This window comes from Streptacidiphilus sp. EB129 (assembly GCF_041262645.1).
Lineage (GTDB): Bacteria > Actinomycetota > Actinomycetes > Streptomycetales > Streptomycetaceae > Streptacidiphilus.
This window is the reverse complement of sequence record NZ_JBGCCS010000016.1, coordinates 130,402-156,846: the sequence shown is the minus strand read 5'-3', so window position 1 is coordinate 156,846 and position 26,445 is coordinate 130,402. Positions and strand designations below refer to the sequence as shown.

28 protein-coding genes and 2 tRNA genes are annotated in these 26,445 nt (G+C 74.1%); 9 read left to right on the top strand and 21 right to left on the bottom strand.

The features are described 5' to 3' along the window. Positions 1-5: 5 nt before the first annotated feature. The 14 genes from ABH925_RS21050 to ABH925_RS20985 all read right to left on the bottom strand — a co-directional run bounded on the left by ABH925_RS21050 (position 6) and on the right by ABH925_RS20985 (position 13,867). Positions 6-1,298, bottom strand: a complete 1,293-nt coding sequence (locus ABH925_RS21050; RefSeq protein WP_370150081.1) for a hypothetical protein — start codon at positions 1,296-1,298, stop codon at positions 6-8. 73 nt (positions 1,299-1,371) lie between these two features. Next, the gene (locus ABH925_RS21045) at positions 1,372-4,548 is read right to left on the bottom strand and encodes a hypothetical protein (RefSeq protein ID WP_370150080.1); all 3,177 of its coding nucleotides are present in this window, start codon (positions 4,546-4,548) and stop codon (positions 1,372-1,374) included. Positions 4,549-4,591: 43 nt separating this feature from the next. Next, positions 4,592-5,071 (bottom strand): pilus assembly protein TadG-related protein, encoded by a 480-nt coding sequence (locus tag ABH925_RS21040; RefSeq protein ID WP_370150079.1) that lies wholly within the window; start codon positions 5,069-5,071, stop codon positions 4,592-4,594. Then, a complete protein-coding gene (locus ABH925_RS21035; protein ID WP_370150078.1) occupies positions 5,071-5,538 on the bottom strand; it encodes a TadE/TadG family type IV pilus assembly protein in 468 nt (155 codons plus the stop codon). The genes ABH925_RS21040 and ABH925_RS21035 overlap by 1 nt, the downstream gene beginning before the upstream one ends. Then, a complete protein-coding gene (locus ABH925_RS21030; protein ID WP_370150077.1) occupies positions 5,535-5,927 on the bottom strand; it encodes a TadE family protein in 393 nt (130 codons plus the stop codon). The genes ABH925_RS21035 and ABH925_RS21030 overlap by 4 nt, the downstream gene beginning before the upstream one ends. Next, positions 5,924-6,193, bottom strand: coding sequence for a hypothetical protein (locus ABH925_RS21025; RefSeq protein WP_370150075.1), 270 nt, complete (start codon positions 6,191-6,193; stop codon positions 5,924-5,926). Before ABH925_RS21025 ends, ABH925_RS21030 begins: the two co-directional genes overlap by 4 nt. Before the next feature lie 2 nt (positions 6,194-6,195). Further along, a complete protein-coding gene (locus tag ABH925_RS21020) occupies positions 6,196-7,077 on the bottom strand; it encodes a hypothetical protein (RefSeq protein WP_370150073.1) in 882 nt (293 codons plus the stop codon). Further along, a complete protein-coding gene (locus ABH925_RS21015) occupies positions 7,077-8,033 on the bottom strand; it encodes a type II secretion system F family protein (protein WP_370150072.1) in 957 nt (318 codons plus the stop codon). Before ABH925_RS21015 ends, ABH925_RS21020 begins: the two co-directional genes overlap by 1 nt. Continuing rightward, positions 8,030-9,583, bottom strand: coding sequence for a CpaF family protein (locus ABH925_RS21010; RefSeq protein ID WP_370150071.1), 1,554 nt, complete (start codon positions 9,581-9,583; stop codon positions 8,030-8,032). The genes ABH925_RS21015 and ABH925_RS21010 overlap by 4 nt, the downstream gene beginning before the upstream one ends. A 17-nt stretch (positions 9,584-9,600) precedes the next feature. After that, positions 9,601-10,623: a hypothetical protein gene (locus ABH925_RS21005; protein ID WP_370150069.1), complete on the bottom strand. Its 1,023-nt coding sequence runs from the start codon at positions 10,621-10,623 to the stop codon at positions 9,601-9,603. After that, positions 10,623-11,306, bottom strand: a complete 684-nt coding sequence (locus ABH925_RS21000; RefSeq protein ID WP_370150066.1) for an SAF domain-containing protein — start codon at positions 11,304-11,306, stop codon at positions 10,623-10,625. Before ABH925_RS21000 ends, ABH925_RS21005 begins: the two co-directional genes overlap by 1 nt. Before the next feature lie 111 nt (positions 11,307-11,417). Next, positions 11,418-12,404, bottom strand: a complete 987-nt coding sequence (locus ABH925_RS20995) for a hypothetical protein (RefSeq protein ID WP_370150064.1) — start codon at positions 12,402-12,404, stop codon at positions 11,418-11,420. Then, on the bottom strand, positions 12,398-13,006 hold the full coding sequence (locus ABH925_RS20990) for a hypothetical protein (protein ID WP_370150062.1): 609 nt from the start codon (positions 13,004-13,006) through the stop codon (positions 12,398-12,400). Before ABH925_RS20990 ends, ABH925_RS20995 begins: the two co-directional genes overlap by 7 nt. A 114-nt stretch (positions 13,007-13,120) precedes the next feature. Next, positions 13,121-13,867, bottom strand: a complete 747-nt coding sequence (locus ABH925_RS20985; protein WP_370150061.1) for a hypothetical protein — start codon at positions 13,865-13,867, stop codon at positions 13,121-13,123. A gap of 196 nt (positions 13,868-14,063) precedes the next feature. On the opposite strand from ABH925_RS20985, the gene ABH925_RS20980 reads away from it, so the two are divergent. The 4 genes from ABH925_RS20980 to ABH925_RS20965 all read left to right on the top strand — a co-directional run bounded on the left by ABH925_RS20980 (position 14,064) and on the right by ABH925_RS20965 (position 16,583). Then, positions 14,064-14,450 (top strand): pyridoxamine 5'-phosphate oxidase family protein, encoded by a 387-nt coding sequence (locus tag ABH925_RS20980; protein ID WP_370150059.1) that lies wholly within the window; start codon positions 14,064-14,066, stop codon positions 14,448-14,450. A 123-nt stretch (positions 14,451-14,573) separates the two neighbouring features. Further along, positions 14,574-15,026, top strand: coding sequence for a MaoC family dehydratase (locus ABH925_RS20975; protein WP_370150057.1), 453 nt, complete (start codon positions 14,574-14,576; stop codon positions 15,024-15,026). A 107-nt stretch (positions 15,027-15,133) separates the two neighbouring features. Continuing rightward, the gene (locus ABH925_RS20970; protein ID WP_370150055.1) at positions 15,134-16,297 is read left to right on the top strand and encodes an MBL fold metallo-hydrolase; all 1,164 of its coding nucleotides are present in this window, start codon (positions 15,134-15,136) and stop codon (positions 16,295-16,297) included. A 91-nt stretch (positions 16,298-16,388) separates the two neighbouring features. Further along, positions 16,389-16,583: a hypothetical protein gene (locus tag ABH925_RS20965; RefSeq protein WP_370150053.1), complete on the top strand. Its 195-nt coding sequence runs from the start codon at positions 16,389-16,391 to the stop codon at positions 16,581-16,583. 47 nt (positions 16,584-16,630) lie between these two features. Here ABH925_RS20965 and ABH925_RS20960 read toward each other — a convergent pair whose 3' ends face one another. Then, positions 16,631-19,615 carry a BTAD domain-containing putative transcriptional regulator gene (locus ABH925_RS20960; RefSeq protein ID WP_370150051.1) on the bottom strand — a complete coding sequence of 995 codons (2,985 nt, stop codon included), beginning with the start codon at positions 19,613-19,615 and terminating at the stop codon, positions 16,631-16,633. Between the two features lie 572 nt (positions 19,616-20,187). On the opposite strand from ABH925_RS20960, the gene ABH925_RS20955 reads away from it, so the two are divergent. The 3 genes from ABH925_RS20955 to ABH925_RS20945 all read left to right on the top strand — a co-directional run bounded on the left by ABH925_RS20955 (position 20,188) and on the right by ABH925_RS20945 (position 21,493). Continuing rightward, positions 20,188-20,514 (top strand): hypothetical protein, encoded by a 327-nt coding sequence (locus ABH925_RS20955; protein ID WP_370150050.1) that lies wholly within the window; start codon positions 20,188-20,190, stop codon positions 20,512-20,514. 79 nt (positions 20,515-20,593) lie between these two features. Further along, positions 20,594-20,776 (top strand): hypothetical protein, encoded by a 183-nt coding sequence (locus ABH925_RS20950; RefSeq protein ID WP_370150048.1) that lies wholly within the window; start codon positions 20,594-20,596, stop codon positions 20,774-20,776. Positions 20,777-20,842: 66 nt separating this feature from the next. Then, positions 20,843-21,493 (top strand): Type 1 glutamine amidotransferase-like domain-containing protein, encoded by a 651-nt coding sequence (locus tag ABH925_RS20945; RefSeq protein WP_370150046.1) that lies wholly within the window; start codon positions 20,843-20,845, stop codon positions 21,491-21,493. A 24-nt stretch (positions 21,494-21,517) separates the two neighbouring features. Here the strand turns inward: ABH925_RS20945 and ABH925_RS20940 are convergent, their stop codons facing one another. Both ABH925_RS20940 and ABH925_RS20935 read right to left on the bottom strand, forming a co-directional pair. Then, the gene (locus ABH925_RS20940; RefSeq protein ID WP_370150044.1) at positions 21,518-22,729 is read right to left on the bottom strand and encodes a serine hydrolase domain-containing protein; all 1,212 of its coding nucleotides are present in this window, start codon (positions 22,727-22,729) and stop codon (positions 21,518-21,520) included. Positions 22,730-22,928: 199 nt separating this feature from the next. Further along, positions 22,929-23,159, bottom strand: coding sequence for a hypothetical protein (locus ABH925_RS20935; protein WP_370150042.1), 231 nt, complete (start codon positions 23,157-23,159; stop codon positions 22,929-22,931). Between the two features lie 154 nt (positions 23,160-23,313). Here ABH925_RS20935 and ABH925_RS20930 point away from each other — a divergent pair, with 154 nt between their 5' ends. Continuing rightward, a complete protein-coding gene (locus ABH925_RS20930) occupies positions 23,314-24,174 on the top strand; it encodes a hypothetical protein (protein WP_370150041.1) in 861 nt (286 codons plus the stop codon). A 48-nt stretch (positions 24,175-24,222) separates the two neighbouring features. Here the strand turns inward: ABH925_RS20930 and ABH925_RS20925 are convergent. The 3 genes from ABH925_RS20925 to ABH925_RS20915 form a co-directional block, all read right to left on the bottom strand. Continuing rightward, positions 24,223-24,298: transfer RNA gene (locus ABH925_RS20925), tRNA-His, on the bottom strand. A gap of 481 nt (positions 24,299-24,779) precedes the next feature. Further along, entirely contained in the window at positions 24,780-25,454 is a 675-nt protein-coding gene (locus tag ABH925_RS20920) for a class I SAM-dependent methyltransferase (protein ID WP_370150039.1), read from the bottom strand. A gap of 28 nt (positions 25,455-25,482) precedes the next feature. Next, a complete protein-coding gene (locus ABH925_RS20915; protein WP_370150038.1) occupies positions 25,483-25,923 on the bottom strand; it encodes a hypothetical protein in 441 nt (146 codons plus the stop codon). 68 nt (positions 25,924-25,991) lie between these two features. Here ABH925_RS20915 and ABH925_RS20910 point away from each other — a divergent pair, with 68 nt between their 5' ends. After that, positions 25,992-26,336, top strand: coding sequence for a winged helix-turn-helix transcriptional regulator (locus ABH925_RS20910; protein WP_370150036.1), 345 nt, complete (start codon positions 25,992-25,994; stop codon positions 26,334-26,336). On the opposite strand, the gene ABH925_RS20905 is transcribed toward ABH925_RS20910, so the two are convergent. Next, positions 26,305-26,379 (bottom strand) — tRNA-Met (locus ABH925_RS20905). The genes ABH925_RS20910 and ABH925_RS20905 overlap by 32 nt on opposite strands. Between the last annotated feature and the right edge of the window lie 66 nt (positions 26,380-26,445).

The following is a 26,445-nucleotide window of genomic DNA, read 5'->3' as shown; positions in this document are numbered from 1 at the left end:
GTGGTTCAGTCCAGCGCGGCGGAGGCCGGGCTGGGGACCAGCGTCCCGTTCAGGCGGGCGAGGTGCCTCAGCACGGCCCTCAGGCGCCTCTCGTCGGGAACGCTCTGACGGAGGTCGAGCAGGTCGGGCCCCAGCCGGCGGGCGTCGGCGTCGTCCTCGACGGCCCGCCAGCAGGCCTCGGCGTTGGCCGCGGCCTGGCGGGTCTCGGGGTCGTCGGCACCGCGTGCCGCGAGCAGGCTCAGCGCGACCGCCCGGTACAGCTCGGCCGCGTCGGCCTGGCGGCCGGCCAGCCGGGACACGTGCGCCCGCACCTGGCGGACCTGCAGCGACAGTTCGGCGTCCGGGCCGTGCGCGTCCAGCGCCTCCTGCTCCAGCTCGCGGGCGAAGGCCTCGGCCCGGGCGTGCTCCCCGTTGTCGGCGGCGGCGACGATGACGGCGATGGCCTGCTGGTAGTCGGCGACATCGACCAGATGGGCGGTCGGCGCGTGGGGTGGCAGCGGCGGCGTGTCGAACGGAAGGACCTCGAAAGCCACGGCATGGCTCTCCGGGGGGCCCGGGAGCTCCTCCGGCGGCAGCGGCATCTGCAGCGTCGACGCGTCCTGGCCGGGACGGCGGGCCGTGTTGCGGAACATCTCCCAGCCGGGCCCGTGGGTGATCACCAGCAGCACCTCCGGGCGCAGCACCGAGTGGACCTGCTGGTGCAGCTGTTCCGGCGTCAGCGCCTGCCCGGCGCCGGGACGTCCGCCGTGCAGCGCCTCGACCAGCGCCCGGGTGAAGGTGCCCACCTGCTGCGGGTCCGGGTTGACCGCCGCCCACAGCGGCAGCCCTGCGCCCAGCGGCGACGGAATCACCCGCAGCGGCGGCAGCACGGCCTCGTCGGCGCTGAGGTCGGCGACCAGCAGCGTGGTGGTCTCGGTGGGTCGCAGCCGCAGTTCGTCCGCGAGCGTCTGCCACGGCAGCAGTGAGTCGCCCAGGTCGAGTTGGGCCGCGCCGGTGCGGCGGTCCCGGACCAGGTGGCCGCCGAGGTGCACCAGCAGCGGCCCCGGATGCCGTACGGCGGAACGCAGATGGGCCAGGATGCTGGTCGCCGACATCGCGGCCGGCAGGTGCACGGTGTCCACCGCCTGCGCGGCGAGCAGCACCTGCGGGGCTATCGCCGCCAGTATCGCCGACAGTTCCGGTGCGGGACGGCCCGGTCGCGGCGGGAAGCGGCGCGACCGCTGACCGCTGCCGCCCTCGATCACCAGTACCCGCCCGCGCAGGCCATCGCCCAGGGGAACCGTCTCGCCCGTCGTCACCACGCCACCCCCGTCCGGCACGTCACAGCCGTACCCATGCCCACGATCCTGCTGCGACACCCTACCGTCGGGGTCAGACCGACTCGACCGCCCCCCGCAGCTCGGCCAGCAGCGCGCGGGTCTCCGGCTCCAGCGGACGGCCGGTGCTGGACGGGAGTTGCTCCAGGCGGGAGACGGCTTTGTGCAGCTGGTCGAGCGCGCCCGCGTCGGCGTAGACGCAGAGCAGATCGCGGTGCAGGAGTTCGGCGCCGGGCGCGCCGCCGAGACCCGCGAAGGCGGCGGCCTCGGCGGCCTGGTGGTCGCCGGCACGGAGGCGACGCAGCGTCAGCTCGTGCGCGGACTCGACGTCGTCGGAGTGGGGTGGGGCGGAGCCCCAGGGGTCGAGGACCGGCGCGGGGTCGCCCGCCGGGATGGCGCTTGCGCGGCCCCGGGCGGGGCCCGAGGCGGGACCGGGGTCAGACGCTCCGGCGGCGGCCGAACGGCCGGGGGCAGCAGCGCTGCCGGGGGCCGGATCGGGGGTGGACCGGCGGCCGGGAGCCGTGGTGGGGTCGATCGCGAGGCGGGAGAAGGTGCCGGGGGCGGACACCCCGCCGGGGGGCGTGCCGGGGGCGGACGGGTCGGGGTCACCGTACGGGTCGGTGGTGGGGTCCGGTGCCGTGGGGTGGGGGGTTGTGAGGTGGGGAGTTGCGGGGTGGGGGGTTGCGGGGTGCGGTGCTGACGGGGCCGGTGCGGTGGGGGCGGTCTCGTACTCTGCCTCCGCGCCGATGCCCATGAGTTCCAGCCATTCCTGGTACTCGCGGGAGCCCAGCCGTTGCAGCTCCAGGCTCATGTCCAGCCCCGGCAGGTCGGTGACGCCCCGGACCGCCAGCGTCCAGCGGGCGACCGGACCCGCCCCCGGCGGGGGCGCGGCGACCACGACGGCGACGCTGCCGCGCGGTGACGCGTCCAGCAACCGGCCCAGCGCCTCGGGGGTTCCGCCGCTCGGCGCACTCGCGCACAGCACGATCTCCGGCGCCCACGACTCGCTCGCCACCCCCCGGCCCCTGGCCTCCCTCGGCGTACCGGCCGCCGCGTCCTGCAGCGCCAGACGCACGGCCTGGTCCCGGGCGGCCACCTGCGCGACGGCCGCCTCCAGGGTCGGATGCGACCGCAGCCGGCCCTCCGACGCCTCCTCCAACTCCTGGGCCACACCCACCGTGTGGACGGTGATGTGGTCCGCGAGCGGGGTGAAGGCGAGCTCCAGGGCGAGGGTGCGCAGCACCTCGGCCACCTCGCCGGGCGGCCCGGACAGGTGCAGCAACCGCACCGCCTCCAGATCGACCAGCACGGTGCTGCCGTCGACCGAGGTGCCCAGGCTGACCAGGGCCGGAAACGGCGCCGGGACGGACCCGGCGCTGCCCGCGTCGAGAAGCTGCTCGGCGTCGGGCGTGCACCACCACACCGTGGAGGCGTGCGCGGCGCGGAACGGCGCGATGGGCACGCCCGGCGCGGAGAGGTGCAGCTCGACGGTGTGCGAGGGGGTGATCCGGACGGCGGTGAGAGCGGGCAGCCGGCGGCCCTCCCGCTGCGCGGTACGGGCGAGGGTGCGCAGGGCGCGGTCGAGCAGGTCGAGCCCGAGGGCGTCCTGACGGGCCGTGAGCGCCGCCTCCAGGTCGCGTTCCTGTCGCTCAGCGCCTGTCGTACCGGTGAGCGCCGCCACAGCTCTGCGGCGCGCCGGAGCGCGCCGGATCCGGCGGCGCAGCGCACCGAGCAGTACCGCCGCGAGCAACGCGCTCCCGCCGAGCAGCAGTTCCCCGGGGACGGACGAGGAATCGCTCCGCGCGACCGGCGTCCCGCTCGCCGGGGAAACCCCGGTCGTCGAGGGCGAGGGTGAGGGCGAGCCAGACCCCGCACCGCCCCCGCCCGCACCGACGTGCGGCGCCGTCGCCCCCGCGGACGAGGTCACGCCCCCTCCGCCGACCACCCCCGACGAGCCGCCCCCACCCCGAGCCCCCGCCCCGGACGACGCCACCCCCGACGGTCTCCCACCCCCGGCGCCTGCGCCCGCACCGGGTGACGCGCCCGCACCCGCCCCACTACCCGCGCCCGTACCGGCACTCGCTCCCGCACCGGGCGACGCCCCGCCGCCCCCTCCTGCGCCCGTACCGGCTCCCGCTCCCGCACCGGGCGAGGCGCCGCCGCCCCCGCCCGAGGGCGCGCTGCCGGCGCCTGCGCCCGCACCGGGGCCGGGGCCCGCGCTGGGGCCGGGGCCCGCGGTGGGGCCGGTGCGCGGGTTGCCGGCTGGGGGTGTGCCCGGGACGGCGCCCCGGTGGGGGGCTGTGCCGGGGAGGGTGAGCACCATTCCCGGTTCGATCAGGTCCGGGTTGTCCAGGCGCACCCCGTCGGGGGCCTCCACTCCCTTGTTCGCCTCGAACACAGCGGGCCACTTCGCCGCGTCGCCGAGGTCCCGCTGGGCGATGCCCGACAGCGTGTCCCCGGGCGCGACCACCACCGTCGCGTCCCCACCCGCGCCCGCGCCCGCACTCGCGCCTGCAGCCGCAGGGCCCACCGCGGTAGCCGACGCCGCGTCAGCGGGCAGCAGCAGGACCCAGCCCGGCTGGATCGGCCGGTCCTCGTCGAAGCGGGTGCCCCCGGCGTCCATCGGACGGCCCTGGTTGATCCGGGCGATCTCCTTCCAGCGCGCGCCGGAGCCGAGCTCCTTCTCGGCGATGCTCCACAGGCTCTCGGCCGGCCGCTGGTCCCGCACCGTGTATCTCGGCTGCTGCGGCTTCGCCGGAACCGCCGCCACCGCCGCCGTGCCGGTCCGGGCCACCGTCCCGAGTCCTGCCCGTACCGGCGCGGCGGCGACCGGCGTGTGGGCCGCGACGGTGGCGGCGGTGGGGGTGACCGCCAGGGCCGCGCCGGCCGTCGGCAGCAGCGCGAGCACCGCGCCGACCAGGCCGCCCGCCATCCGCTGGCTCCAGCCCAGCGCCGGTACCCGTCGCACCGTGCGGCCGCGCAGCTGCGCGGGCACCTCCATCAGCACGGAGACGGCGAAGCACAGCCAGGCACCCCAGCCCACCACGACCAGCGCCCACAGGAACAGGTTCCCGTCGTCGGGCCGGGTCAGCATGTCGACGACGCTCAGGTTCTGCGGCAGTGCCTGTCCGGTGACCGCGAGCGTCCCCACCGTCAGCAGTGCGGGCAGGCCGACGAGCAGGAGCAGCAGCGCGGTCAGCGCCGCCGTGCCTCGGCCGAGGGTGCGCAGCATGGGACGTACTCCCTCTGGATGGTTCCGGTACTGGTCGTTCCGCTTACCCGGTGGTGACGATCGGCGCGTCGATGCCCGGCACTATCCGGGCCACGCCGACGCCGGTGACGGTGATGGTGTCGATGCCGATCAGGCCGAGCAGGGCGGTGTGGTACGGGATGGTGACGGTGACGGTCACCGTGGTGGCGGTCGCCGTGGCGACCCCGCCCACGTTCTGGCCGCCCAGGTACGCCTCGGCGCCTGCCTTGGCCTTGGCCGGGTCGAGTGCGAAGCCCTTCCCCTGCAGCAGTTGGGCCTGGTCGACCTCCTGGCCGCCGGCCCGGGCGGCCTCCTGCGCGTACGCGTCCGCGCGCTCCATCGCGCGCAGCCGTCCGCCGCCGTCGATGACCAGCCCGGCCAGCATCAGCAGCGACACCGCGGAGATGGCGACGAACAGCGAGATCGCGCCGCGGTCGGCGCCGCGGTCCTCGTCCCGGTCGTGGTCCTCGTCCCGGTTGTGGTCCGGGTCCCGGCGGCCGGTCATCAGGCCCGGTAGCGGTCGACGACGGAGGTGAAGGCGCTGCGCAGCGAGTCGTGCCCGGGCATCCCGGGGACCGACAGGTCGGAGAGCGGGACGTCGCAGGTGACCGTCGCGGTCACCGTCCCGGTGGTGCCGGGCTGCGCGAAGGCGGGGACCACCGACACCGAGATGCTCTGGCACGACACTCCTTGCTGGGCCAGCGTCACCGCGGCCGCCTGGATCCCCGCCTGCTGCGCGGCCGCCGGGGTACGGGCCAGCGAGGCGCTGCGCGCGGCATCGCGGGCGGCCGCGTCCACCACGCCCCCGGCGGTCTCGACCCGGCCCGCCGCCAGCACCACCAGCAGGAAGAACAGCAGCACCGGGACCAGGATCGCCGCCTCGATCGCGATCCCGCCCCGATCCGTCCGATCCGTCCGATCCGTCCGGTCCGTCCGATCCGCCCGGTCGGTCCGGTGCCGGCCGCCGGTCACGGCGCCGGGACGAAGCGCTCGACCGGCTCGGAGACCTGCTGGGTGACCAGAATGCCCGGGACGAAGGGCAGCAGCGACTGGGTGCGCACCGTCACCTTCACCACCACGGTGACGCCGTCCGAGTTGATCTGCACGGTGCGGTCGGTCAGCCCGCCGCCGGCCCGGTCCAGCAGGCTGTTCGCGGCCGCCGCGCCCGCCCCCGGGGCGGCCTGGTAGCCGCGGGCCGCCTCGCCGCCCTCGCGGGCAGCCGTGAGCGCGACCTGACGGTCGTACCACCACAGCGCCGCCTGGACGGTGAGCAGGATCAGCGCCAGCACGGCCGGGAAGACCATCACCAGGCTGATCGACATCGTTCCGGCGTCCGCGCGGCGCCGGCGTTTCGCGGTCAAGGCGTCGTGCCACCCGTGCTGCCCCCCGCCGTCGCGCCGGCGGTGCCGCCGGTGGCCCCGCCGCCCCCTCCGCCGATCTGGCCCGCCTTGGACTTGACCAGATTGGTGATCGCCAGCACCACCACTCCGGCCGCGAAGATCAGCACGATCACCAGCAGTGCGAGCTCGATGCTCAGCGCGCCCCGGTCGCGTTGCTCGCGCGCCACGGTGACCCGTTGCGCGCGGTAGCGCACGTGGTGTGCGGCCATGGTGAGGATCATCAGCACGGTCAGCCTCCTTGGAACATCCGGTAGACGGCGGGAAAGGCGATCAGCAGCGTCATCAGGGTGACCAGTGCGGAGCCGGGCGCCACCATCCGCTCGCTGTCGACGTTGGCCCGGGCCAGGTCGTCGGTGAGCAGCTCGGCCCGCAGGTTGCGGGCCCGGGCCCGGAGGGTGCGGTACACGGCGGCGCCGTCGGTGCCGGAGATCCGCATGATGTCGGCGAGGTCCTGAAGCGGCGTCAGGGCGAGTTCGGCGGCGAGCACGTCGAGCCCGTCCCAGGGCGGGAGCCGGTCCAGGGCGGCCCGGTCCAGCGCGTCCGCGATCCGGCGGAACACCGTGCCCCGGCCGATCCCGGCGGCCCGGTGCAGTGCCTCGGCCGGGCCGCAGTCGGCGGCCCGCTCCAGGGCGACCAGCTCCAGGTAGGCGGCGATGCCGTGCAGGTACTCGATCCGGGCGTCCTTGGCCTCGCTGCGGACCACGGCGTCCGGGACGAACCAGAACGCGGCGGCGAGCAGCAGCGCGCCGGCGATCGGGACCAGCAGCGGCAGCGAGCCGCCCATGACCAGGTCCAGGAACTGCAGCAACGTCGGCACCAGCAGCCCGACCAGGGCGAACAGCAGCTTGTGCGCCATGAAGCGGGCCGGGGTACGCCCGATGAGTGCCAGCTCCCGGGTCGGGATCCGCAGCCCGGGCAGCCCGACCAGCCGGGCGCCGAGGCGTTCGCCGAGGTCGGGGTCGGCGGCGCGGGCCCGGCCCCCGGGGGTCGGGTCGCGGTGCAGCCGGTCCAGGGCCGAGCCCAGCTCCGGCGGCGCGGGCCGCAGCTCGGCCGCGAGCAGGGCCAGGCCCACGCCGATCACGGCTCCGGCGAGCATCAGCCAGGTCAGCATCAGCGCACCTCGGTCTTCGACGGGGTCGCGGACGCCGGGGCGTCGGCGTCCTCGGGCGGCGCGGGGAGGGGGGCGCGCCCGGTGCGGCTGCGCCGGTCGGCCTCCAGGAAGCGCGGGGTGGGTTTGTGGCTGGCCAGGTTGCGCATCCACCAGACGACGGCGAAGAACGCCAGCGCGACCAGCGCCAGCACCAGTTGCCCCAGACCGGTGCTGTAGGGGGCGGTGTAGGAGCGGTTGAGCGAGCCGAAGGCCACCACGCCGAGGATGATGACGACCAGCCAGCGCACGGTGGCCCGGTGCTTGGCCCGGTCCGCCTCGATGGCGCGCCGCTGGCGTACCTCCTCGCGGACCGACTCGGCCAGGTCGGCCAGCGCCCCGGCCAGTCCTGGCCCCCGGTCGGCGGCGCGCAGCAGCAGGGCGGCGATCACCTTGTCGGCGGTGGCGTCGTCGAACTCGTCGGCGAAGGCACGCAGCGCGTCGGCCGGGCTCCAGCGCGACTGCAGCCGGCCGGCCAGGTCGGTGATGCCGCGCTCCAGCGCGGCCGGGGCGGTGCGCCGGCTGGTGATGATCGCCTGTTCCAGCCCGACGCCGAGCAGCAGCACGTCGGCGAGCCGCTGGGTCCACTCGGCGAGGGCTTCGAGGCGCTCGATCCTGCCGGTGTGGGCGCGGGTGGAGTCCAGCAGCCACGGCACCGCGAAGACGATCGCGGGCACCAGCAGGGCGCTCAGCGGGATCCCGGTGATCAGCCAGGCGGCGGCCGCCCCGGTCAGCGCGAGACCGCCCTGCAGCCGGCGCCGTCGCATCCCGGCGACCAGGCGCTCGGTGCGCCGGGGGGCGGCGGCCACGGTCTCCTCGGGGAGCTCGGTGCCGCGCCAGAACACCACCAGGGCGACCAGTCCGCCGACCACCGCCACGCCGACCAGGACGTAACTGACCAGGTAGGGGAAGCCGTTCACCAGGCACCTCCGGAGGCGCGCACCCGCAGGTCCAGCGGCCCGGTCCAGGAGCCCTGCGGGGATCCCAGCAGCCGGGCGTCGAAGCCGACCCGGCGCAGGTCGTCCAGGCAGGCGGGCGGGGTCTGCGGCACCGCCCTGGGCTCGTCGCCGGAGGGGCCGAACACGGTGTTGAGGGCCGGGCGGCCGCTCTCGCCCATCCCGACGACCTCCAGCACATGGGAGACGAAGCGGTGCCTGCGGCCGCCGACGGCGGTCTCGTCGAGCATGGTCACGTGCACCACGAAGTCCAGGGCGTTGGCGGTGAGCCGGTAGGCCAGGGCGTCGGTCATCTGCGCGCCGTACTCCAGGCAGAGTTCGGCGATCCGGTCGACCACCATGTGCGGGGTACGGGCGTGCAGGGTGCACATCGAGCCGCCCTCGCCGTTGGTCATCACCCGGAGCATGGGCACCACCTCGGCGGAGCGGACCTCGCCGACGATGATCCGGGTGAGCGTCATCCGCAGCGCGGCGGGGATCAGCTCACCGATCGTCAGCTCACCGGCCGAGCGCCCGTCGACCCGTTCGCCGTTGCCCTCGCGGGCCTCCATCGGGACCACCTGGCGCAGATGGCCCAGGGTGTGCAGCCACAGCTCGTACTCGGACTCCAGCGTCCCGACCCGCTCGTCCTGCGGTATCTCCCCGGCCATGGCACGCAGCAGGCTGGTCTTGCCGACGCCCTGGGTGCCGGTGATCATGACGTTCTTGCGGGCCCGGATCGTGGCGGCCAGAAAGGCCGCCAGGGTGCTGTCGACCGTGCCGAGGGCGACCAGGTCGCCCAGGGTGGCGCTGGCCACCCGGTGTCGCCGGATGGCGACGTACGGACGCGGGGTGACCCCGGTCAGCGCCTGCAGCCGCATCCCGCCCTCCAGCCGCAGCGCCAGGGTGGGGCTGGCGGTGGACAGGCTGCGCTCGCCGCCGCCGTGACGGCGCGCCAGGTCCTGCAGCAGCTCGACGAGTTCCTCGTCGCTGTCGGCGATCGGCGGCACCTGGCGCAGCGGCTGGTGCGCCCGGGAGATCCAGACGTCGTCGCAGCCGTTGACCAGGATGTTCTCGATCTCCGGGTCGTCCAGGTACGGCTGCAGCCGGCCCGCCCGGAACAGCAGGTCGTAGACGGCCTCGGCGAGCGTCCGGTCCTGCTCCCGGGTCGGCGGCGCACCGTGCGTCAGCGCGTAGGCGTCCGACCAGCGCGCGACCGCGTCCTCGATCAGCGCCCGCCCGCGCTGGCGCCGGGTGGCCGGGTCGGTGGCCGTGCCGCGCTGGTCGTCCAGCAGCGCCAGCTGCTCGTGCAGCTCGGCGGCAACCTGCCGCTTCAGTACCCGCGCCACCTGCGCGTCCGCCGCCAGGGTGGCCCCCGGAACGGCGACTCCGTTGCCCACCATGCCGCTGCCGACCGTTCCGTTGCCCGCGATCCCGTTGCCCGCCGTCCTGTTGCCCGCGATCCCGTGGTGGGGCAGGCCGTTGCCCGCCACGCCGTTCCCCACCACGCCGTTGCCCGCGCCATAGCTAGCCACGGCGCACCCCCGCACCGTCAGCGTGCACGGGCCACCTCCTGTCCCGGTCCCCCGGTCTGCGGCCGGAAGGCCTCCGGCGCGGCGGGCCTCGGCGCGAAGCCCGCCAGCGGCGCACCCGCACCCGGCACGGCCCCCACACCCGGTGGCGCCATCGGCGGCATCGGTGGCGGCGCCGGCGGCACGCCAGGTGCCCCCGGCTGCGCCACGGTCCCCGGCGCGCCGGGCCGCCCGTCGACGGCCGGTCGCGCGGCTCCGAGCCGCAGCCGCCGCCGGGCGGTGAGCAGCCGGACCTCGTCCGCCGTGGTCCGCGCCCCGCGCATCAGCCCGGAGCGGACGAAGCGCCGGTCCGCGCTGTCACCCCCGTCCGACAGCACCCGGGCGCTGCGCGGCTCGTACGGCAGCAGGCCCAGCACCGGCACACCGCCCAGCGCCCGGCTGACCTCGCTCGGCGAGTACGGCCCCTCCTGCACCAGCACCACCCGCAGCGCGTCCGCACCGGTCCCCTCCGCGTCCAGGTCGGCGCCCAGCGCGGCGATGCGCGGACGTGCCCCGCTCACCCCGCGCAGCGTGGAGCGGACCACCACCAGCGCCGCGTCGGCCCGGCGGGCCAGCGCGGCCGAGGGCCCGTGGGCCCCGCTGCGGCCGAGGTCGATCAGCACGTCGCAGCCGTGGGCGTCCAGGTCCTGGCAGGCGGCCGCCAGCGGCTCCCAGGTGTAGGCGAGGCCGGCCGACTGCGCCGGATCGGTGAGCCCGGGCAGCAGCAGCCGGTCACCGGTGCCCTTCGGCGAGACGTCCACCAGCTGGGCCCAGAGCGTCTCGGCGAGCCGGCCCCTGCGGTCGGCGACGGCCAGGTGCCGCAGTCCGTAGCCGGCCTCCACCCGGCCCTCCAGCGCGCCCGCGAGCACCGCACCGCCGTCCGGGTCGCACTCCAGCAGCAGTACCCGGCGGTCCTCCTCCAGCGGCCAGGCCAGCAGCAGCGCCAGCGCGGTACTGGTCGCGCCCGGGGCGCCGGGGCCGCCGCTGATCGTGACGACCGCCATCAGCCGCCCCCCTTCGCAGCCAGCACCAGCGCGAACCTGCCGCCGGCGGCCAGATCCGCCACCGCCGCGCCCTGCGCCGCCGGGACGGCGACGTCCACCACGACGGTGCCGTCGCTGTCCGGCGCGCCGACGTCGACGACGGTGACCGTCAGCGCCGTGAGCGTGCCGGGCGCGGGAGCCCCGCCGCCACCGTTGCCGGAGGCCGACGGGGTGGCCACCAGCACCACGGAGGTGCCCGGTTGCAGCCGCACCGCGGGCAGTTGGGTGTGCTTGGCGGCGATGCCCACCACCTGCTGCCCGGCCTGCACCAGCGGAGCATCGGTGAGGTCCGCTCCGGTGAGCAGGGTGCCGACCTTGAGGTCGGTGGTGGCCCGCATCCCGACCACCCTGCTGTCCACCGAGAGCGGCTTCAGCGCCGGGTCCAGCGAGATCCTGGCCTCGGCCAGGTCGTCGCTGGTGAGGGTCTGCCCGGCCGGGACGTTACGGGCCAGGGCGATGACGGCGACCCGCTTGCCGGTCGTGTTGTAGAGGGCGGCACCGCCCAGGCCCCCGGCCGCGACCAGGGCGACGGCCAGGGCCAGGACGGCGGGTCGGCGTCGCCGAGCGGCGCCCATCCGGTGCGGAGCAGCGCCCGCGCCGACGGGTGGGCGGGTCGTGGTCAGCGGCCCTGTGGGGGATTCCACCGTGCACTCGCCTCTCGGTCGGTAACGATCGGAACAGGTCGGGACAACGGACAAACACTCAATTCGTGCTCTTGGTAACGGAGTTACGGCTGCGCATAGTTCGCACTGTGCTCAGTTCAAGACCTGCACCTCGGAGACCCCCAGGGCCTCGGTGTGAGCGGGCAGGGCCGGCATGTCGAAGGCGCCGGTGGCACCGGTGCTCGCACTCCAGGTGACGGTCCAGGTCACCGTCGCGCTGATGACGTACTGCTGGCCCGGCTGGCCGATCGAGGGCTTCGCGTACACGTAGCTGCAGTCCGGTGAGGCCGCCCCGCCGTCGGACGGCTGGTACGCGGTGCCCGGCGGGGTGCAGATCGGCGCGATCCCGAGGCCGTCGCCCATGTCCCAGGTGACCGATTTGACCCAGGCCTGGGCGGTCACCGAGAGACCGGGCACGCTCGCCGTCGCCGACTGTTTGTGGGCCGCATCCTCGAACAGGTACTTCCCTGTTGTGCGGTCCAGGCCTTGGTCAACCCACAGCCAAACCGGCGCGCCGACCAGGGCGGTGGTGGCCGCACCGTTACTGCCAGCCGTGTTCGGGGCGGTGCGCACGGTGGTGTTCCCGAGCGGAATCTTGTTCGCGGCCACCAGGGCAAGCGCGCCGGGCGTCATCACCGGCGCGGCCGGTCCCGCCGCCATCCACACGTCCGCCCGGCCGCCGCCGCCGGTCAGCGGGCAGGTCTGCACGTAGATCATGCCGTCCCCGGGCTGGTGGCCCTGCCAGGCCAGGTCGCCGGCCGGGGGCTGCGGCTGCGCGGGTGCGTAGTAGCAGCCGTCGGCGGAGTCGAAGGTGCCGAAGTCGGTGGTGCAGGGCACGGTCTGCCCCTTCCACTGGCATGTCTGGCTCCCACCGCCGCCACCGTTGCCTCCACCGCCCTGGGTGCTGCCGGGCGAGGCCGGCGCGCTGGCGCCGACACAGACGTAGGTGTTGACGCACGGACCCACCGGTGGGTCCGCCGCCCTCGCCTGCGCCCCCGCCCACAGTGGCGCGGTGGCCACCCCGAGCACCAGCAGTAGCGCGGTCAGCCACCCGGCTGCCCGCCGACCCGTCGTCAACATGACTGCCCCACCTCCGTACGCACTTCGGAGACCATCCAGATCCCGCCCACGGTGCGGGCCGTGGCCTGCACCCGGTAGCGGGTGAGGCCCCTCGCCGGGTCCTGCCGCTGACCTGTCCTCAGATTCACCTGGTGCCAGCCGGAGACGTCCAGGCAGTCCTGGATCCTCGCGGTCTGCCCGCTCGGCTGGCCCGGCGTGGGGCCGATCGCGGTCACCGACGGGTTGTTGTGCGGCGCTCCGGCCATGCCGAGCCCGGCCTGGCTCAACTGGAACGAGGCCGCATAGGCGGCGCTGAGCGCGGCGCCGGTGGCATAGGTCTCCAGTCCGCTGCCGGCGGTGTGACCGCTGGCCATCGCCCGTTCCTGGGCCGTCCAGTAGCCCTGGTAGACGCGCAGGATCACCGTGGTGACCGTGCTCGACGGCACCGCGGCGGCCTGCGTGGCGGGAGCCACCGACATCCCCGGCGCGGCCGGGCTCACGGGTGCGGCCGGTGAGCCGTCAAGTGTCTGTACGCCGCCTGCCGACGCGCAGCCGGCGAGCAGCAGTGCGGCCACGGCGGCAACCGCCGCCCCGGACCCGAACGTTGCACTCTTTGGTCGCATCCACGCCCCCTCGCCGCGTTCTGCCCGCTTGGCGATGAATCAGCACACTATTACTCCACCGTCGTTGTGTCCCGACTGTGGCCGATTTTCGCCTGAACATAATGTTCACGTCAATCAACGATCACTTCGTGGACCCCGCAACGCCCCGCGCAGCACCGCACGGTTGCGCAGCAGCAGCCGGGAGTCCGCCGGCGGGCCGAGCCAGGTCGCGGCCGCCTCGTCCCGGGCCGCCAGGGTCGGGTGCAGCGAGACGGGGTCCAGCACCGCCGGAAGCCCGGGCAGCCCCTCCGCCAGCGCCCCGGCCAGCAGCCGGGACAGCCCGCCGGCGTGCTGCTCCCCCTCGACCCGCCCCCAGCGCGACGGCGCGTACGGGCGCAGCCGCCCCCAGAGCGGGGAGTCGCCGACGAAGGCGGCGCCCTCGCGCGAGGCCGTCCAGGCCTCGGCGCCGACGGCCGCGTCGACCACCAGCAGCGCCTCGCCCCGGCCGTCCTTGGCCCGTTGCGCCAGCGCGCTGACCACCCACTCCCAGGCCAGGCCGCGCGCATGGGCGTTGTCGCGGGCGCTGTCCGCGGTCACCAGCACCGCCCGGCGCCGCCGCACGTCCCAGGTGAACTGGCCGCCGAGGTAGACCAGCAGCAGACCGCTCTCCTCGGCGGCGGCCTCCTTGACCGTGGTGAGCAGCGAGTTCGCGTCCGCGTCCGACGGCGCCGAGGCGACCGCCGTACGTCCGGCGCCCGCGTCGTACAGCGCCGCGGTTATCGACTCGCCGAACCTCCGCGCGCCCTCCGCCGCCCCCAGCGACCCGATGAAGGCCCGCTCCTGGGGGCACTCCACTCCCAGCAGCAGCAACCGCACCACCATTGCCTGTTCCCCCTCCGACTTCGCTGAGCGTGCGGACCCCTTGAGCCGCACGCGCCCCCTCATCCACACGGTCCCCCCGGCCCGCACGGCCCTCTCGCAGCGCACGCCCCCCGATTCTGCACAGTGCCCCTTTCCCCACTCCGGCCAGGACCATGTGCCCTAGCCCGCACGGATCTCGCCAGCCAGACTCGATCACATGACTTCCCATGGCGACCTCACGTCCCTGAGCGACGACGCGGCCCTGCGCCTGCTCACCCGGATCCCCGTGGGCCGGGTCGTCTTCACCCGGCACGCACTGCCGGACGTGCTCCCGGTGCGGTTCTCGCTGGACTACGCCGGGGTGGTGCTGATCTCGCCGCCGACCGGGTCCCGGCTGGCCGAGGCCCTGGCGGGATCGGTGGTGGTGCTGCAGGTGGAGGAGCTGGACCCGGTGACGCTCAGCGGCGCGTCGGTGGTGGTCCACGGCCGGGTCCGGCCGGGCCTGGCCGACGGTCCGCTGCGCATGGTCCCCGAACTGATCCGGGGCACCGTGCTGCGCGGCTCGGACGGCGCCGCCGCCCGGCCCGGCCCGGCGGACAGGTGACCGGCCGGTAGCGGTAGCCTCCTCCCACATCGGAGCGCCGCATCACAGCACCGCACTGCAGCGCCACGCCCCAGCACCACACCGCACCGCCACACCACAGCCCGCAGCACCGGGAGCCGCCGTATGAAGACCTTCGCATCCCTCGCCGAGTTCACCGCCGCCGTCGGCACCGAGCTGGGCAGCAGCGAGTGGCACGAGATCGACCAGGCCCGGGTGGACCTGTTCGCCGAGGCCACGGGCGACCACCAGTGGATCCACGTCGACCCCGAGCGGGCCAAGGAGGGGCCCTTCGGCACCACCATCGCCCACGGCTACCTGACGCTGTCGCTCATCCCGGTGCTGGCGAAGGAGTGCTACTCCGTCGAGGGCATCCGGATGGCCGTCAACTACGGCTCCGACAAGGTGCGCTTCCCGGCGCCGGTCCCGGTCGGGTCCTCCGTACGGGGGACGGCCGAACTGGTGTCCGCCACCGAGGTCACCGGCGGGATCCAGGCCGTGGTCCGGGTCACCATCGCGGGGCGGGACGGCGGGAAGCCGCACTGCGTCGCCGAGACGATCACCCGGTTCTACGCCTGAACCGACCGGCACCGTTCCACCGGAACATGAGAAGAACTGCCGGGCCCGGCGCTCCGCACCCGGGTACGCTGCCCAGGACTTCAGCGAACGCCGTTCAAGGAGGCGCCGTGCCCGGCTCCCGCCCGTGGAACCCCGTCGCAGCGCTGCGGCCCGACGCCTTCGGCGCCGAGCCCGGCGGGGAACGGCTGGCCCGCATCCTCGCCTCGCCGCAGTTCGTCGACGGGTCCTTCCGCAACCCGGTACCCACCACACGGCTCGTCCCCGGGGCCTTTCCCGGCATGCTGCGCGCCGCGGTCGAGAAGACCAGGACCAAGCGCTCCCGCCCCGCCGCCGCGATCCCGGTGCACCCGCTCAGCGCCGCGGAGCTGGCCGTGCCGCCGGCCGACGGCCTGCGGCTGACCTGGCTGGGCCACGCGACCGTGCTCGCCGAGATGCAGGGCCGCCGGGTGCTGTTCGACCCGGTCTGGGGCGAGCGCTGCTCGCCCTTCCCGGGCTGGCTCGGGCCGGGCCGGCTGCACCCCGCCCCGATCTCGCTGACCGAACTCGGCCCGGTGGACCTGGTGGTGGTCTCCCACGACCACTACGACCACCTGGACATGGCCGCCATCCGTGCCCTGACCGGCTCCGGGGCCGACTTCGCGGTGCCGCTGGGCGTGGGCGCGCACCTGGAGCACTGGGGCGTCCCGGCCGACCGGATCGTGGAGCTGGACTGGCACGAGTCGGCGCGGGTGGCCGGGCTGACGCTGACCGCGACCCCGGCCCGGCACTACTGCAGCCGGGGGCCGCGTACCAGCACCCACCAGCTCTGGGCGTCCTGGGTGGTGGCCGGTGACGACCACCGGCTGTTCCACAGCGGCGACACCGGCTACTTCCCGGGCTTCGCCGAGATCGGCGCGAGCCACGGCCCGTTCGACGTGACGATGATCCAGGTCGGCGCCTACAGCGAGTTCTGGCCCGAGGTGCACATGACCCCGGAGGAGGGCGTCCGCGCCCACGGCGACCTGGGCGGCGACGCGCTGATGCTGCCGATCCACTGGGCCACCTTCGACCTCGCCCCGCACGCGTGGGAGGAGCCGGTGGAGCGCACCCTGGCCGCCGCGGCGGCGGCCGGCTGGACCGTGGCCACGCCGCGTCCGGGCGAGCCCTTCGAACCCGCCGACGCGCCGGAGTTCCAGCCCTGGTGGCGCGCGGTGGCCCGGCCGGCCGGCACTCCGGCCACGGTCGGGGCCGGCACCCCGCAGCAGCCCGAGCACGAGGGCGCCGTGGTCTGACGCCCGGCCGCGGGGCCGGGCGGCCGAGGCGTTGATCGGTGCGGCGAACGGTGTTGATCCGTTGTTGAGTGCCGCGCCCGAGGATGGGCGCATGACCAAGACCACCGGTGACCGCCGTGACTCGCAGCCGCTGAGAACCGCGACCGTGATACCCCTGAACGCGGCCCTGCGCCCGCCCGTGTCCCGCCCCGAACGGACCGACCGCGGACGGTCCGTGGTGGTCCCCGGCCCGTGGAAGTGGTTCGTCCACAGCGACATACCGCGCACGGACGAGGACGGTTTTTGAGTTCGTGGCGTTCGAGCGCGCCGTTTTCGAACCCGCGGGGTTCGGGCTCAGTCGGCCGCGAGGCGTTCCAGCAGCTCCCGGGTGGCCGGTGCGTCCGGCGCCTGCAGCTGCTCGAACAGGGCCAGGGCCTCGGTGAGGCACTCGCGGGCCCGGTCCACCCTGTGCTGGCCGGACAGCGCGCGCCCCAGCGCCGCCTGGGCCAGCGCCCGGGCGTACCGGGAGTCCAGCTCCTCGGCGATGGCGGCCGCCTGCTCGGCGCAGGCCACCGCCTCCGACAGCAGTTGCTGGTCGGTCAGGCACTCGGCCAGCCGGGCCAGTGCCAGGCCCTCGAAGGAACGCCGCTGCTGCTCCCGGAAGTAGCCGAGCGCGCGGCGCAGCCGTACCCCGGCCTCCTCGGCCCGGCCCGCCCCGCGCAGGGCTATGCCCAGCTGGTAGCTGGTGTCGGCGATGCTGGTGGCGCTGCCGGAGCGCTCCGCGGTGACGCCCGCCTCCTCGGCGCAGGCCACCGCCTCGTCCGCACGCCCGGCGGCCAGATGGGCCCGGGCGATGTTGCTCAGCACCCGGGCCTCACCGGCGATGTTGCCCAGCTCCCGGCAGAAGGCCAGCGACTCCAGGAAGCAGACCAGCGCCTCCTCGGTCCGCGAGGTGAGGTTGAGCAGCAGCGCGATCTCGTTGGTGACGGTGGCCCGCAGCGCGCGGTCCGCCGCGTCCTGCGGGTCGAGCAGGGCCAGGGCCTGGCGCAGCTCCGGTTCGGCCGCCCGGTGGTTGGCCGCGAGGCGGTCCAGCAGCCCGGTGAGGTAGCAGACCCGCGCCTCGGCGGTACGGTCGCCGCGCCGCCGCGCGGCCACTCCGGCCGGACGCAGCACGTCGCGGAAGCGCGAGGCGTGCACCTGGCCGTCGAGCAGCCAGACCAGGCCCAGCAGCAGGTCGACCGCCGGACGCAGCTCCAGCCCCGGCGCCGCCGGGTCCTCGTCGGCGGCGCTGCGCACCATCTGCTCGGTGATCGAGAAGATCAGCGCGCTCTCGCTGTGCGGCCAGCGGGCCGCCTTCTCCCGGTCGGCGAAGGCGACGCCGACCGCCCGGGTCGGCTGGAAGTGGCGGACCAGGACGCTGTCCGGGTCCAGTGCCCGCGAGGCGTTGCCCATGGACGCCAGCAGATGGTCGACCAGCAGCTGCACCGCCGCCACCCGGTCCTCGGCGCTGTCCTCGTGCTCGCTGCGGCGGCGGGCGAACAGCCGCAGCAGGTCGTGGTACTGGTAGTGCCCGGGCATCCGGGCCAGCAGCAGCCCGGCCTCGTAGAGCGACTCCAGGACGGCCTCGGCCTCGCGCTCCGGCAGCCCGATCACCGCGGCCGCGGCGGCCGTGGGCAGGCCGTGCCCCTCCGGCAGGGCCAGCAGCCGGAACGCCCTGGCCTGGTCCGGGCGCAGCTGCTCGTAGCTGAGCTGGAAGGTCGCCTCCACGCCGAGCGCCCCGAGGTGCAGTTCGTCCAGCCGGCGGCGCTGGTCGGCGAGCCGCTCGGCCAGCGCCGCGGCGCTCCAGGCGGGGCGTACCGCCAGCCGGGAGGCGAGGATCCGCACGGCCAGCGGCAGGTAACCGCAGGCCGCGACGAGCGTGTCCACGGCCTCCGGCTCGGCGGCCGCCCGCTCGGTGCCGACGATGGCGCTGAACAGGTCGAGCGCCTCGGCCCGTTGGAAGGTCTCCACCTCGAACAGCCGCGCCCCGGGGAGCTCCGCCAGCTGGACCCGGCTGGTGACCACCACCGCGCAGCCGGGGGTGCCCGGCAGCAGCGGCCTGATCTGGGCCGCGTCCCTGGCGTTGTCCAGCACGATCAGCAGCCGGCGGCCGTCGACCAGCGAGCGGAACAGCGCGGATCGCTCCTCCAGCCGCTCGGGGATGCTGCCGGGCGCGGTGCCGAGGCTGTGCAGGAAGTCGACCAGCACCAGGCCCGGGTCGGCGGTGACATGCTCCGCACCGCGCAGGTCGGCGAAGAGCTGCCCGTCGGTGAACTCGGCGCGGACGCGGTGCGCGGCGTGCACGGCCAGGGTGGTCTTGCCGGAGCCGCCGATGCCGGACAGCGCGGTCACCGGCACGGCCTGCCCGGCCGGTGCCCTGAGCGCGGCGACGACCTGCTGCAGCTGCTCCTCGCGTCCGGCGAAGTCGGCTATGTCGGTGGGGAGCTGGGCCGGGCGCACGACCGCGTAGGAGGGGTCCGCGGGCGGGGGCGGCGGCGCGGCCAGCTCCGGATCGGCGTTGAGGATGCGCTGGTGCAGCCGGGTCAGCTCGGGGCCGGGCTCCACGCCCAGCTCCTCGATCAGCAGGGTGCGCACCTCGGCGAAGCAGGCCAGTGCCTCGGCCTGGCGGCCGCCGCGGTACAGGGCGAGCAGTTGCAGTCCGCGCAGGTGCTCGCGCAGCGGGTGCTCCGCCACCAGCGCGCCGACCTCGGCCGACACCTCCACATGCCGGCCCAGCTCCAGGCCCAGCTCCAGCCGGGCCTCCACGGCGGCGATGCGGCGCTGTTCCAGCCAGCCGCGGTGCTGTTCGGCGTAGGGGCCGGGCACTCCCGGCAGCGCCTCGCCCTGCCAGAGCGCGAGCGCGGCGCCGTACTGGTCGTAGGCGTCCTGGGTGGCGCCCCTGCCGCGCAGCCGGACCGCCTCGGCGCATCCCGCGGTGAAGCTGTGCGCGTCGACGGATCGGGCCGGGTCACCGCCGGTGCGCAGCGCGTACCCGTCGCCGACCGAGACCAGTACCACGCCCGGCGCCCGGCGCGGGCGGTCGGGCTCCAGCACCGAGCGCAGCCGCGAGGCGTAGGTGCGGACGGCGCCGACCGCGTGGTCCGGTACCTCGTCGCCCCACAGGTCGTCGATCAGCTGCTTCAGCGGCACCGCCTGTCCCGGCCGCAGCAGCAGCGAGGTGAGCAGCGCGACCTGCTGGGGCGAGCCGATCGGCAGCGGCTGGTCGTTCCGCCATGCCGCCATCGTGCCGAGAACGTGAAAGCGCAGCAGTGCGGGCGCAGGTGCTGTGCCGTCGTCCATGGTGACTCCCCGTCGGCCCGAGTTCCTGATCCGACCCCATCCGAGCCAGGCCGAACGTACACCACAGCCCCAGCTCGTCATAAACCCGCCGCTGTCCTTGAACTACGCGCGTCAAGAATGGCGTGAATCAGACGTTGAGTCACCGTTGATTCAGGTGTGCGAGAGTTCCGCCGTAAGGATCCACAGAGGAGGGAGCAGCGAATGGAACTGCCTGAGAGTGTCGTGCCTGTCGAAGAGGACACCACCGTACCCACAGACGGTGCGTCGGTCGTGACCACTGCCGAGGCCCAGACCCCGCCGGCGGAGCCGGACGAGCGAGAGGGGACGCTGCGTCCGGCCGATTTCTCGCCGCACCCGTAAGTCCCTCGCGGGACTTCTCCGCGCCGCCCCCCTCTGGTCCCCTGACATCCGGGGACAGGGGACAGGGGTGGCGGCGCGGATCCGCGGGGAGCCGAGCCGCTCGGCGCAGGAGTGGCCTCCGCCCGCTACGAGCAGATCGACGCCCTCGTGATGCTCGCCACCCTCGGCGCCTCGGCGCCCGTCATGTCAGTGCCGCCTGGAATCATGGTCCTGTGTCCGAGCCCCGTTTCCCGCCCGACCTGATCCGCCTCCAGCAGGACGTGTGGGCGGCCGAGCAGCGTGCCCGGGGCTGGATTCTCGCCGGACCCGGCACCCCGCCCACGTCGTGGTCGCTGCCCCGCCAGGCCGAGTACCGGCGGCTGGCCGCCGATGTCCGCTGCGCGCGCCGGGCCGTCGAGGAACACCCCGTCATGGCCGAGGCCATCGCCCGACGCGAGTGGGCTCCGACCGCGCGGGCCATGCGTCAGGCCGCGCGGGAGGCCGAGGACAAACCCGCGCCCGCCCCGGTCCGCGAGCTGTGCGGCAGCGGCGCCGCCTGACACCGGCACCCGGGCGGCGCCAAGGCCCCGACCGGGTGCCCGACGCGCGATCACGCCGCAGTCGGTGCAGCCTGGCAGCATGAACATCTCCGAGGAGCTTCATCTCATCTGCAAGAGCTGCGGAAAGAGGTTTCCCTCGCCGGTTCAGATGCCGCGCGAGGCCTTCGACAAGCCCGCCGCGATGCCGGGGACGAACTCGTACGCCTGCCCTCACTGCGGAGTCCCGCACCACTACGCGAAGGCCGACTACTTCTTCGCCTGAGCGGACGACGGCAGGGCGGGCAGAAAATGCCGGCAGGCCCGCCCTCGCGCCCGCTACGGTCCACGGATGCGTCTGTATCTCTCTTCCTTCCGCATCGGCGACCACCCCGACCGGTTGATCGCCCTGCTCGGCGACGTCGGACCCGGCGACATCGCCGTGATCGCCAACGCGATGGACTCCGTCCCCGAGGACGTTCGCCGCAGCGCGGTGGAACTCGAGGTCGACGCGCTCACCGCCCTGGGCTTTCACCCCAGGGAGCTCGACCTGCGCGACTTCTTCGACCAGCCCCAGGCTGCCGTCCAGGCCGCCCTGGACCGGTTTCCCGCAGTCTGGGCGCGCGGCGGAAACGCGTTCATGCTCCGCTACGCCCTTGCCCGTAGCGGAGCCGACGAGGCCCTGACCGGCCTGCTGCGGCGCGACGCGATCGTCTACGCCGGGTACAGTGCCGGCCCCTGCGTGCTCGCGCCGAGCCTGCGCGGGCTGGAGTACTGCGACTTCCCCGAGCACGTCACCGAGACCTGGGGCGACGAGCCGGTCTGGGACGGACTGGGCATCCTCGACCACGCCTTCGTGCCCCACATCGACTCCCCCGGCCACTTCGAGACGGAGATGTGCGGCGTCGTCGCGGAGCACTACCGAACCGACGGCACGCCGCACCGCACCCTGCGCGACGGCCAGGCCCTCGTGGTCGACGGGGACCTGGCCCGGATCATCTGACCGGTACCGGGTCGTGTGGCCCGGTCAGCCCTCGGCCGGGAGGTCGTAGACGTGGCCCGGGGTGGCGAGGGAGGTGATCGCCTTGGCGAAGAGGGTGCTCGGCTCGTTGCCGTTGTACAGGATGTCGGTGTTGAGCAGGATCACCAGCGTGGCGTCCTGCTCCGGCAGGTACACCGTCACCGACTCGTAGCCGGGCAGCGAACCGTTGTGCCCGATCCAGCCGTGGGTCTGGAACAGGCCCAGGCCGTACCCCGCGCCGTCGAAACCCGGTACCGGGATGAAGTTCTCCCGCTGCGCCTGGGTCGCCGGGGAGAGCAGGGCACCGGTGGCGACCCCTTTGGCCCAGCGGTGCAGGTCGCTCAGGTCGGAGATCATCGCGCCGGCGGCCCAGCCCCAGCTCGGGTTCCAGTGGGTCGTGTCGGCGATCGCACCCGTCGGCGTCTGGTTGGTGTAGCCGTGCGCGTGCGGCCTCGGGAACTCGGCGCCCAGCGGGAAGGGCGTTCGGTGCAGGTGCGACGGCCGGGTGACGCGTTCGCGGATGAACTCGGCGAGCGGCATCCGGCCGAGCTTCTCCACCAGCAGGCCGAGCAGGATGTAGTTGGTGTTGGAGTACTGGAACTGCGTACCCGGGGCGAAGACGTTCGGGTGGCGGAAGGCGTACGCCAGCAGCTGGTGCGGGGTGAACGGGCGGGTCGGGTGGCTCAGCAGGGCCGTGACGAAGCCCTGGTCGGCGCTGTACGAGAACAGGCCGCTGCGCATCTCCAGCAGTTGACGGACGGTGATGTGGTCGCCGTCGGGGACGCCGTGCAGGTAGGCGGAGATCGGGTCGTCGAGCCGGACCAGCCCGTCGTCGACCAGCTCCAGAACGGCGGTGGCGGTGAAGGTCTTGGTCTCGCTGCCGATCCGCATGTTGAGGTCGGGCGTCATCGGCGCGCCGGTGACCTTGTCGGCCACCCCGAACGAGCGCACGTAACTTCCCCGGCCGGGGATCCACAGACCGACGGTCACGCCGGGAACGCCGGTCTGCTGCCGGACGTCTTCGATCGCCTTGTCCAGGCCGGCCACGAGCGCGGGATCCAGACCATGGGGCGGGCAGTCGTCCGCCTGGGTGCCGGTGGCGGAGACGGCGGCCCTCGGCGGGGCGGCCTGGACCGGGGGCGCGACCAGGGCGAGGGGTACCAGGGTGGAGAGGACAAGCACGGCGGTGGCGAGTCGGCGGGCGGAGGCACGGCGCATGACGGGACATCTCTTCCGGTAGGAGAGGACCTTGCCAGCCAACGTCACCACCCGCCCCGGCCCAGCCCCCCGCACTCCCGTTCACCCCCCGGCGAGTCCACCCGTACGGACCTGCCCCGAGTGCCCCCGGTCCCGCAACCGCCCCATAGCGGTCAGGCCGGTGCGATGACCGAGCGCGAGGACGTGACGGGACAGCCGCTCAGGGAACGCGGGCCGTGCCGATGAGAGTGCCGACGTGGTCCGGATCAGGGGCCTGGACGATGTCGACGCGGATGTCGGTGAAGCCGTGGCGCTTCAGCAGGCCCTCCCAGGTCTCGGGGTCGTAGGACCAGCGCACGACGGTGAGGCGGGGGCCGTTGAAGCCGTTGCCGTACATGGCCTCCGGGCCGTAGAACCCTTCGAGCGGCTCGGCGTGGGAGAACGCGAACACGCCACCTGGATTCAAGCCCTCGCGAACAAGCGGAAACAACTCCTCGGGGTCGGTGAACCACGCCGCGCCCCACACCGAGTAGATCGCGTCGTACGTCGTGCCGGTAGTGCCGAGGAAACGGCAGGCTTCGGCCTGGACCAGGCGCAGTCCCCTGGTGCCATCCGGCGCTCGGGTGGAGCAACTCGGTCTGGCGACACGAGACGAGGTGCGCGGCTGCCGGCTGCTGCTTACGGACGCGATCAGCGGTTCGTCGGATGGGTCGCTCGGGACAGAACTACGCCGTCAGGTCGGTTGGCTCTCGGCGCTGCTCGGCAACCTCGCCCACCACTTGGCCGACGACACCGGGGCCCGCACTCACCTGACGCTCGCCGTGGACCTGGGCGAGCGTACTGGGGAACCCACTCTGGCAGCGTGGGCGTCGGGAGCCCTCGCAATGGTCGCCACAGCCAGGCAGGACTGGCGGCACGCCCTCGCCCATGCCGAGCACGGGCTCGGGCACGCGCCTGACGGGTTGCGTCGTGCCCAGCTGATGGGTTGGGCACAACTCCCCGCGCTCGCCGGACTCGGCGACGCGCACCAGGTCGACACGGTCCTCGAGGAGGCCGACCGGATCCTGGAGAGCGCGGGCGAGATGCCCGGCAGGTTCGGCTACGACCTCGCAGAGCACCGGCTGCACGCCGCCGAGGCGAACCTGACGCTGCGCAGGTACGACCGGGCCGCGCGGATCGCCGAGGAGTCGATCGCCGCGAAGGCCCCGGAGACACCGGGGTGGGCGGCGGCGACTCTGGTGCTCGCGTTGGCCGAGGCGCAGGACCAGCCTGCCGACGCCGCACTGCGGGCACTGGATGTCCTGGACCGGATTCCGGCTGCGCGGCTGCGGGCGACCGCACGGTCCCGCCTGGCACGACTGAACGCCAAGCTCGCGGGCACGGACGCGACCGCCGTACGGGACCTGGCCCAGCGGCTGCGTGTCCTGCCGGCCCCGATCGGCGAGGACGGCCGGGCGACGGCCTGAGGCCGTTCATTGCCAAATCCTCCTGCAAGCTGCAGATTGCAGGGCCCTTGGGGTAATCGACGGGATTCGAACCCGCAACCACCGCGACCACAACGCGGTGCTCTGCCAATTGAGCTACGACCACCGTGCGCCGCCAGGGAATTGAACCCCGCCCGGGTCAGACGGGGGTTCAGAAACCTGTGCGCGATGACGCCCACCCCGGTCCGAGGACAAAAGCCCACGAAACCGGGCCCAGGACGCCCACCCGGGTCCAAGAACCGGCACCCGGCCCCGCGGCACGACGTGGGACGCGTCCTGGCCAACGGCGAACCCTACGTACGCCCCGCCCACCACAAGACCGGTACCAAACCCCGGCGCACCGGCGAACAGCCTGCAGCGTCGACGGTCGTGGCCGCACCCCGTCGGTAGGGCCCGGCAAGCTCAGAGCGCGGGCGGTATACCGGACCGCTTCCGGTGCCCGGCGATCCAGTCCCGTGTCTGCACTCGCCCCCCGAGACCGACCGGAAGGCCGCGATGCAGGATGAGCCAGCCGATGCCTGCGAGGACCAGGCCGAACGGGAGCGAAACGGCCCCACTGCCCGACGAACGGGGGCGGATTTCGTGAACTAACCCTCCACCTCGCCCGGATCGACCAGGTCTCCTGGGTCGCCCCGGTCAGCTGCCTCGACGGCAGGGGCCGTGGGATCGGCCACTGTGTCCTGGCTCGGCAGGGGAGTCGCTGGCAGCAGAGCGTAGGAGAACCAGGTCGACTCGAGTGCTACGAGCGGTCGCCAACGGTGGGCGAGGAGCGCGGTGATCTCGCTCTCGTCGATCCCGCGGGGGCCGATGCCGCGGCGTCGGCGCGGCGCGGCGCGCACCAGGAGGACGGCCCCTGGTGCGGCAAGGGTGCTGACCGTGGTGGCCCATCCCGTCCGGCGTCCCACCGGGACCCCGTGCAGGCAGCCGTTGTCGAGCAGGAGTGAGGTGGCACCGGCGAGTCGGCCGTCGGGGTCGACCGCACCGGGCTCGGTCACGTCCGCGACACGCCAGACGACGTGGCCCGGCGCATGGCTGCGGCGGGCAGTGGCGATGGCCTCGGGTGCGTAGTCGACGGCCGTGACCGACCAGCCGTGCGCGGCGAGGTAGTGGGCCTGGCGGCCGGTACCGCAGCCGAGGTCGAGGGCCTGGGCGGGTGGCAGCGCTGTCGGGCCCTCGACGATGCCGACGAGAGGGGCCGGCGCCCCTGGCTGGTCCCAGGGAACGATGCCCAGCCGGTAGAGCGTGCGGTAGGTGCGGCGCATGGGGGGACTCCTCGGCTGTGGTCGGCGGTCAGCGGTTGGCCGGCAGTCGGCGCGGGTGGAACCACAGGAGCGCGCCGATGAAGAGCGCCGGCGCGAACGCGGCGGTGCTGACCTGGCTCAGGCTCAGGTCTCCGCCGGCCAGGTAGGCGAGCGTGGCGATCCAGTCGATGGCCTGGATGACGATCATCGTGTCGATCCAGCCGACGCGCAGGCGCGGTGCCCGCGCCGCGGTGAACATGCCGTAGGCGTAGCCGAGGAAGCGGCCGGCCATCATCGCGAACAGCCAGTTCGCCCACGAGGGTGCTGCCGGGCGCAGGCCCAGCGCCTCGGCGCCTGCCACGGGTGCCAGCAGGAACAGTGCCCCCAGGGCCAGTTGGAAGACTCCGACGGTGACAAGGGTGATGCGTAGTGCTCGCACGGGTGGTGCTCCGTTCAGCAGGTGGACGATGCCGTGACGGTAGGCGAGCACCAGGGTCGATTGTCAAAGAGTGAACTAGTATCCATAATTGAACTATTGGGTCCGAACAGGGAGATGTCATGGATGAGGAATGCGCCGACGACGGCTGCCCGGTGGCCCGGGCCGTGCAGATCCTCGACGGCAGGTGGACGATGCTCGTGATTCGTGACCTGCTCGGCGGCACCAAGCGCTTCACAGAGCTGCGGACCTCGCTCGTCGGCATCAGCCCCAAGACCCTCACCGACCGGTTGCGCTCCCTGGAGGAGCACGGGCTGGTCCTGCGCGTCATCTACGCGGAGGTCCCCCCACGCGTGGAGTACACACTGACCGACACAGGCCTCAGCCTCGAGCCCGCGATTCGCGCGCTGGGCGCCTGGGGCGCAACGATGACTCCAGCACCGGCGGGATTCGAACCCGCGACCTGAGGCTTATGAGGCCCCCGAGCTGACCGAACTGCTCCACGGTGCTGTGAACGAGCCTACGGACGCGCCGCATTGCGGGCGACCGAATTTCGGCGCGCCCCGTGCGCGGCCC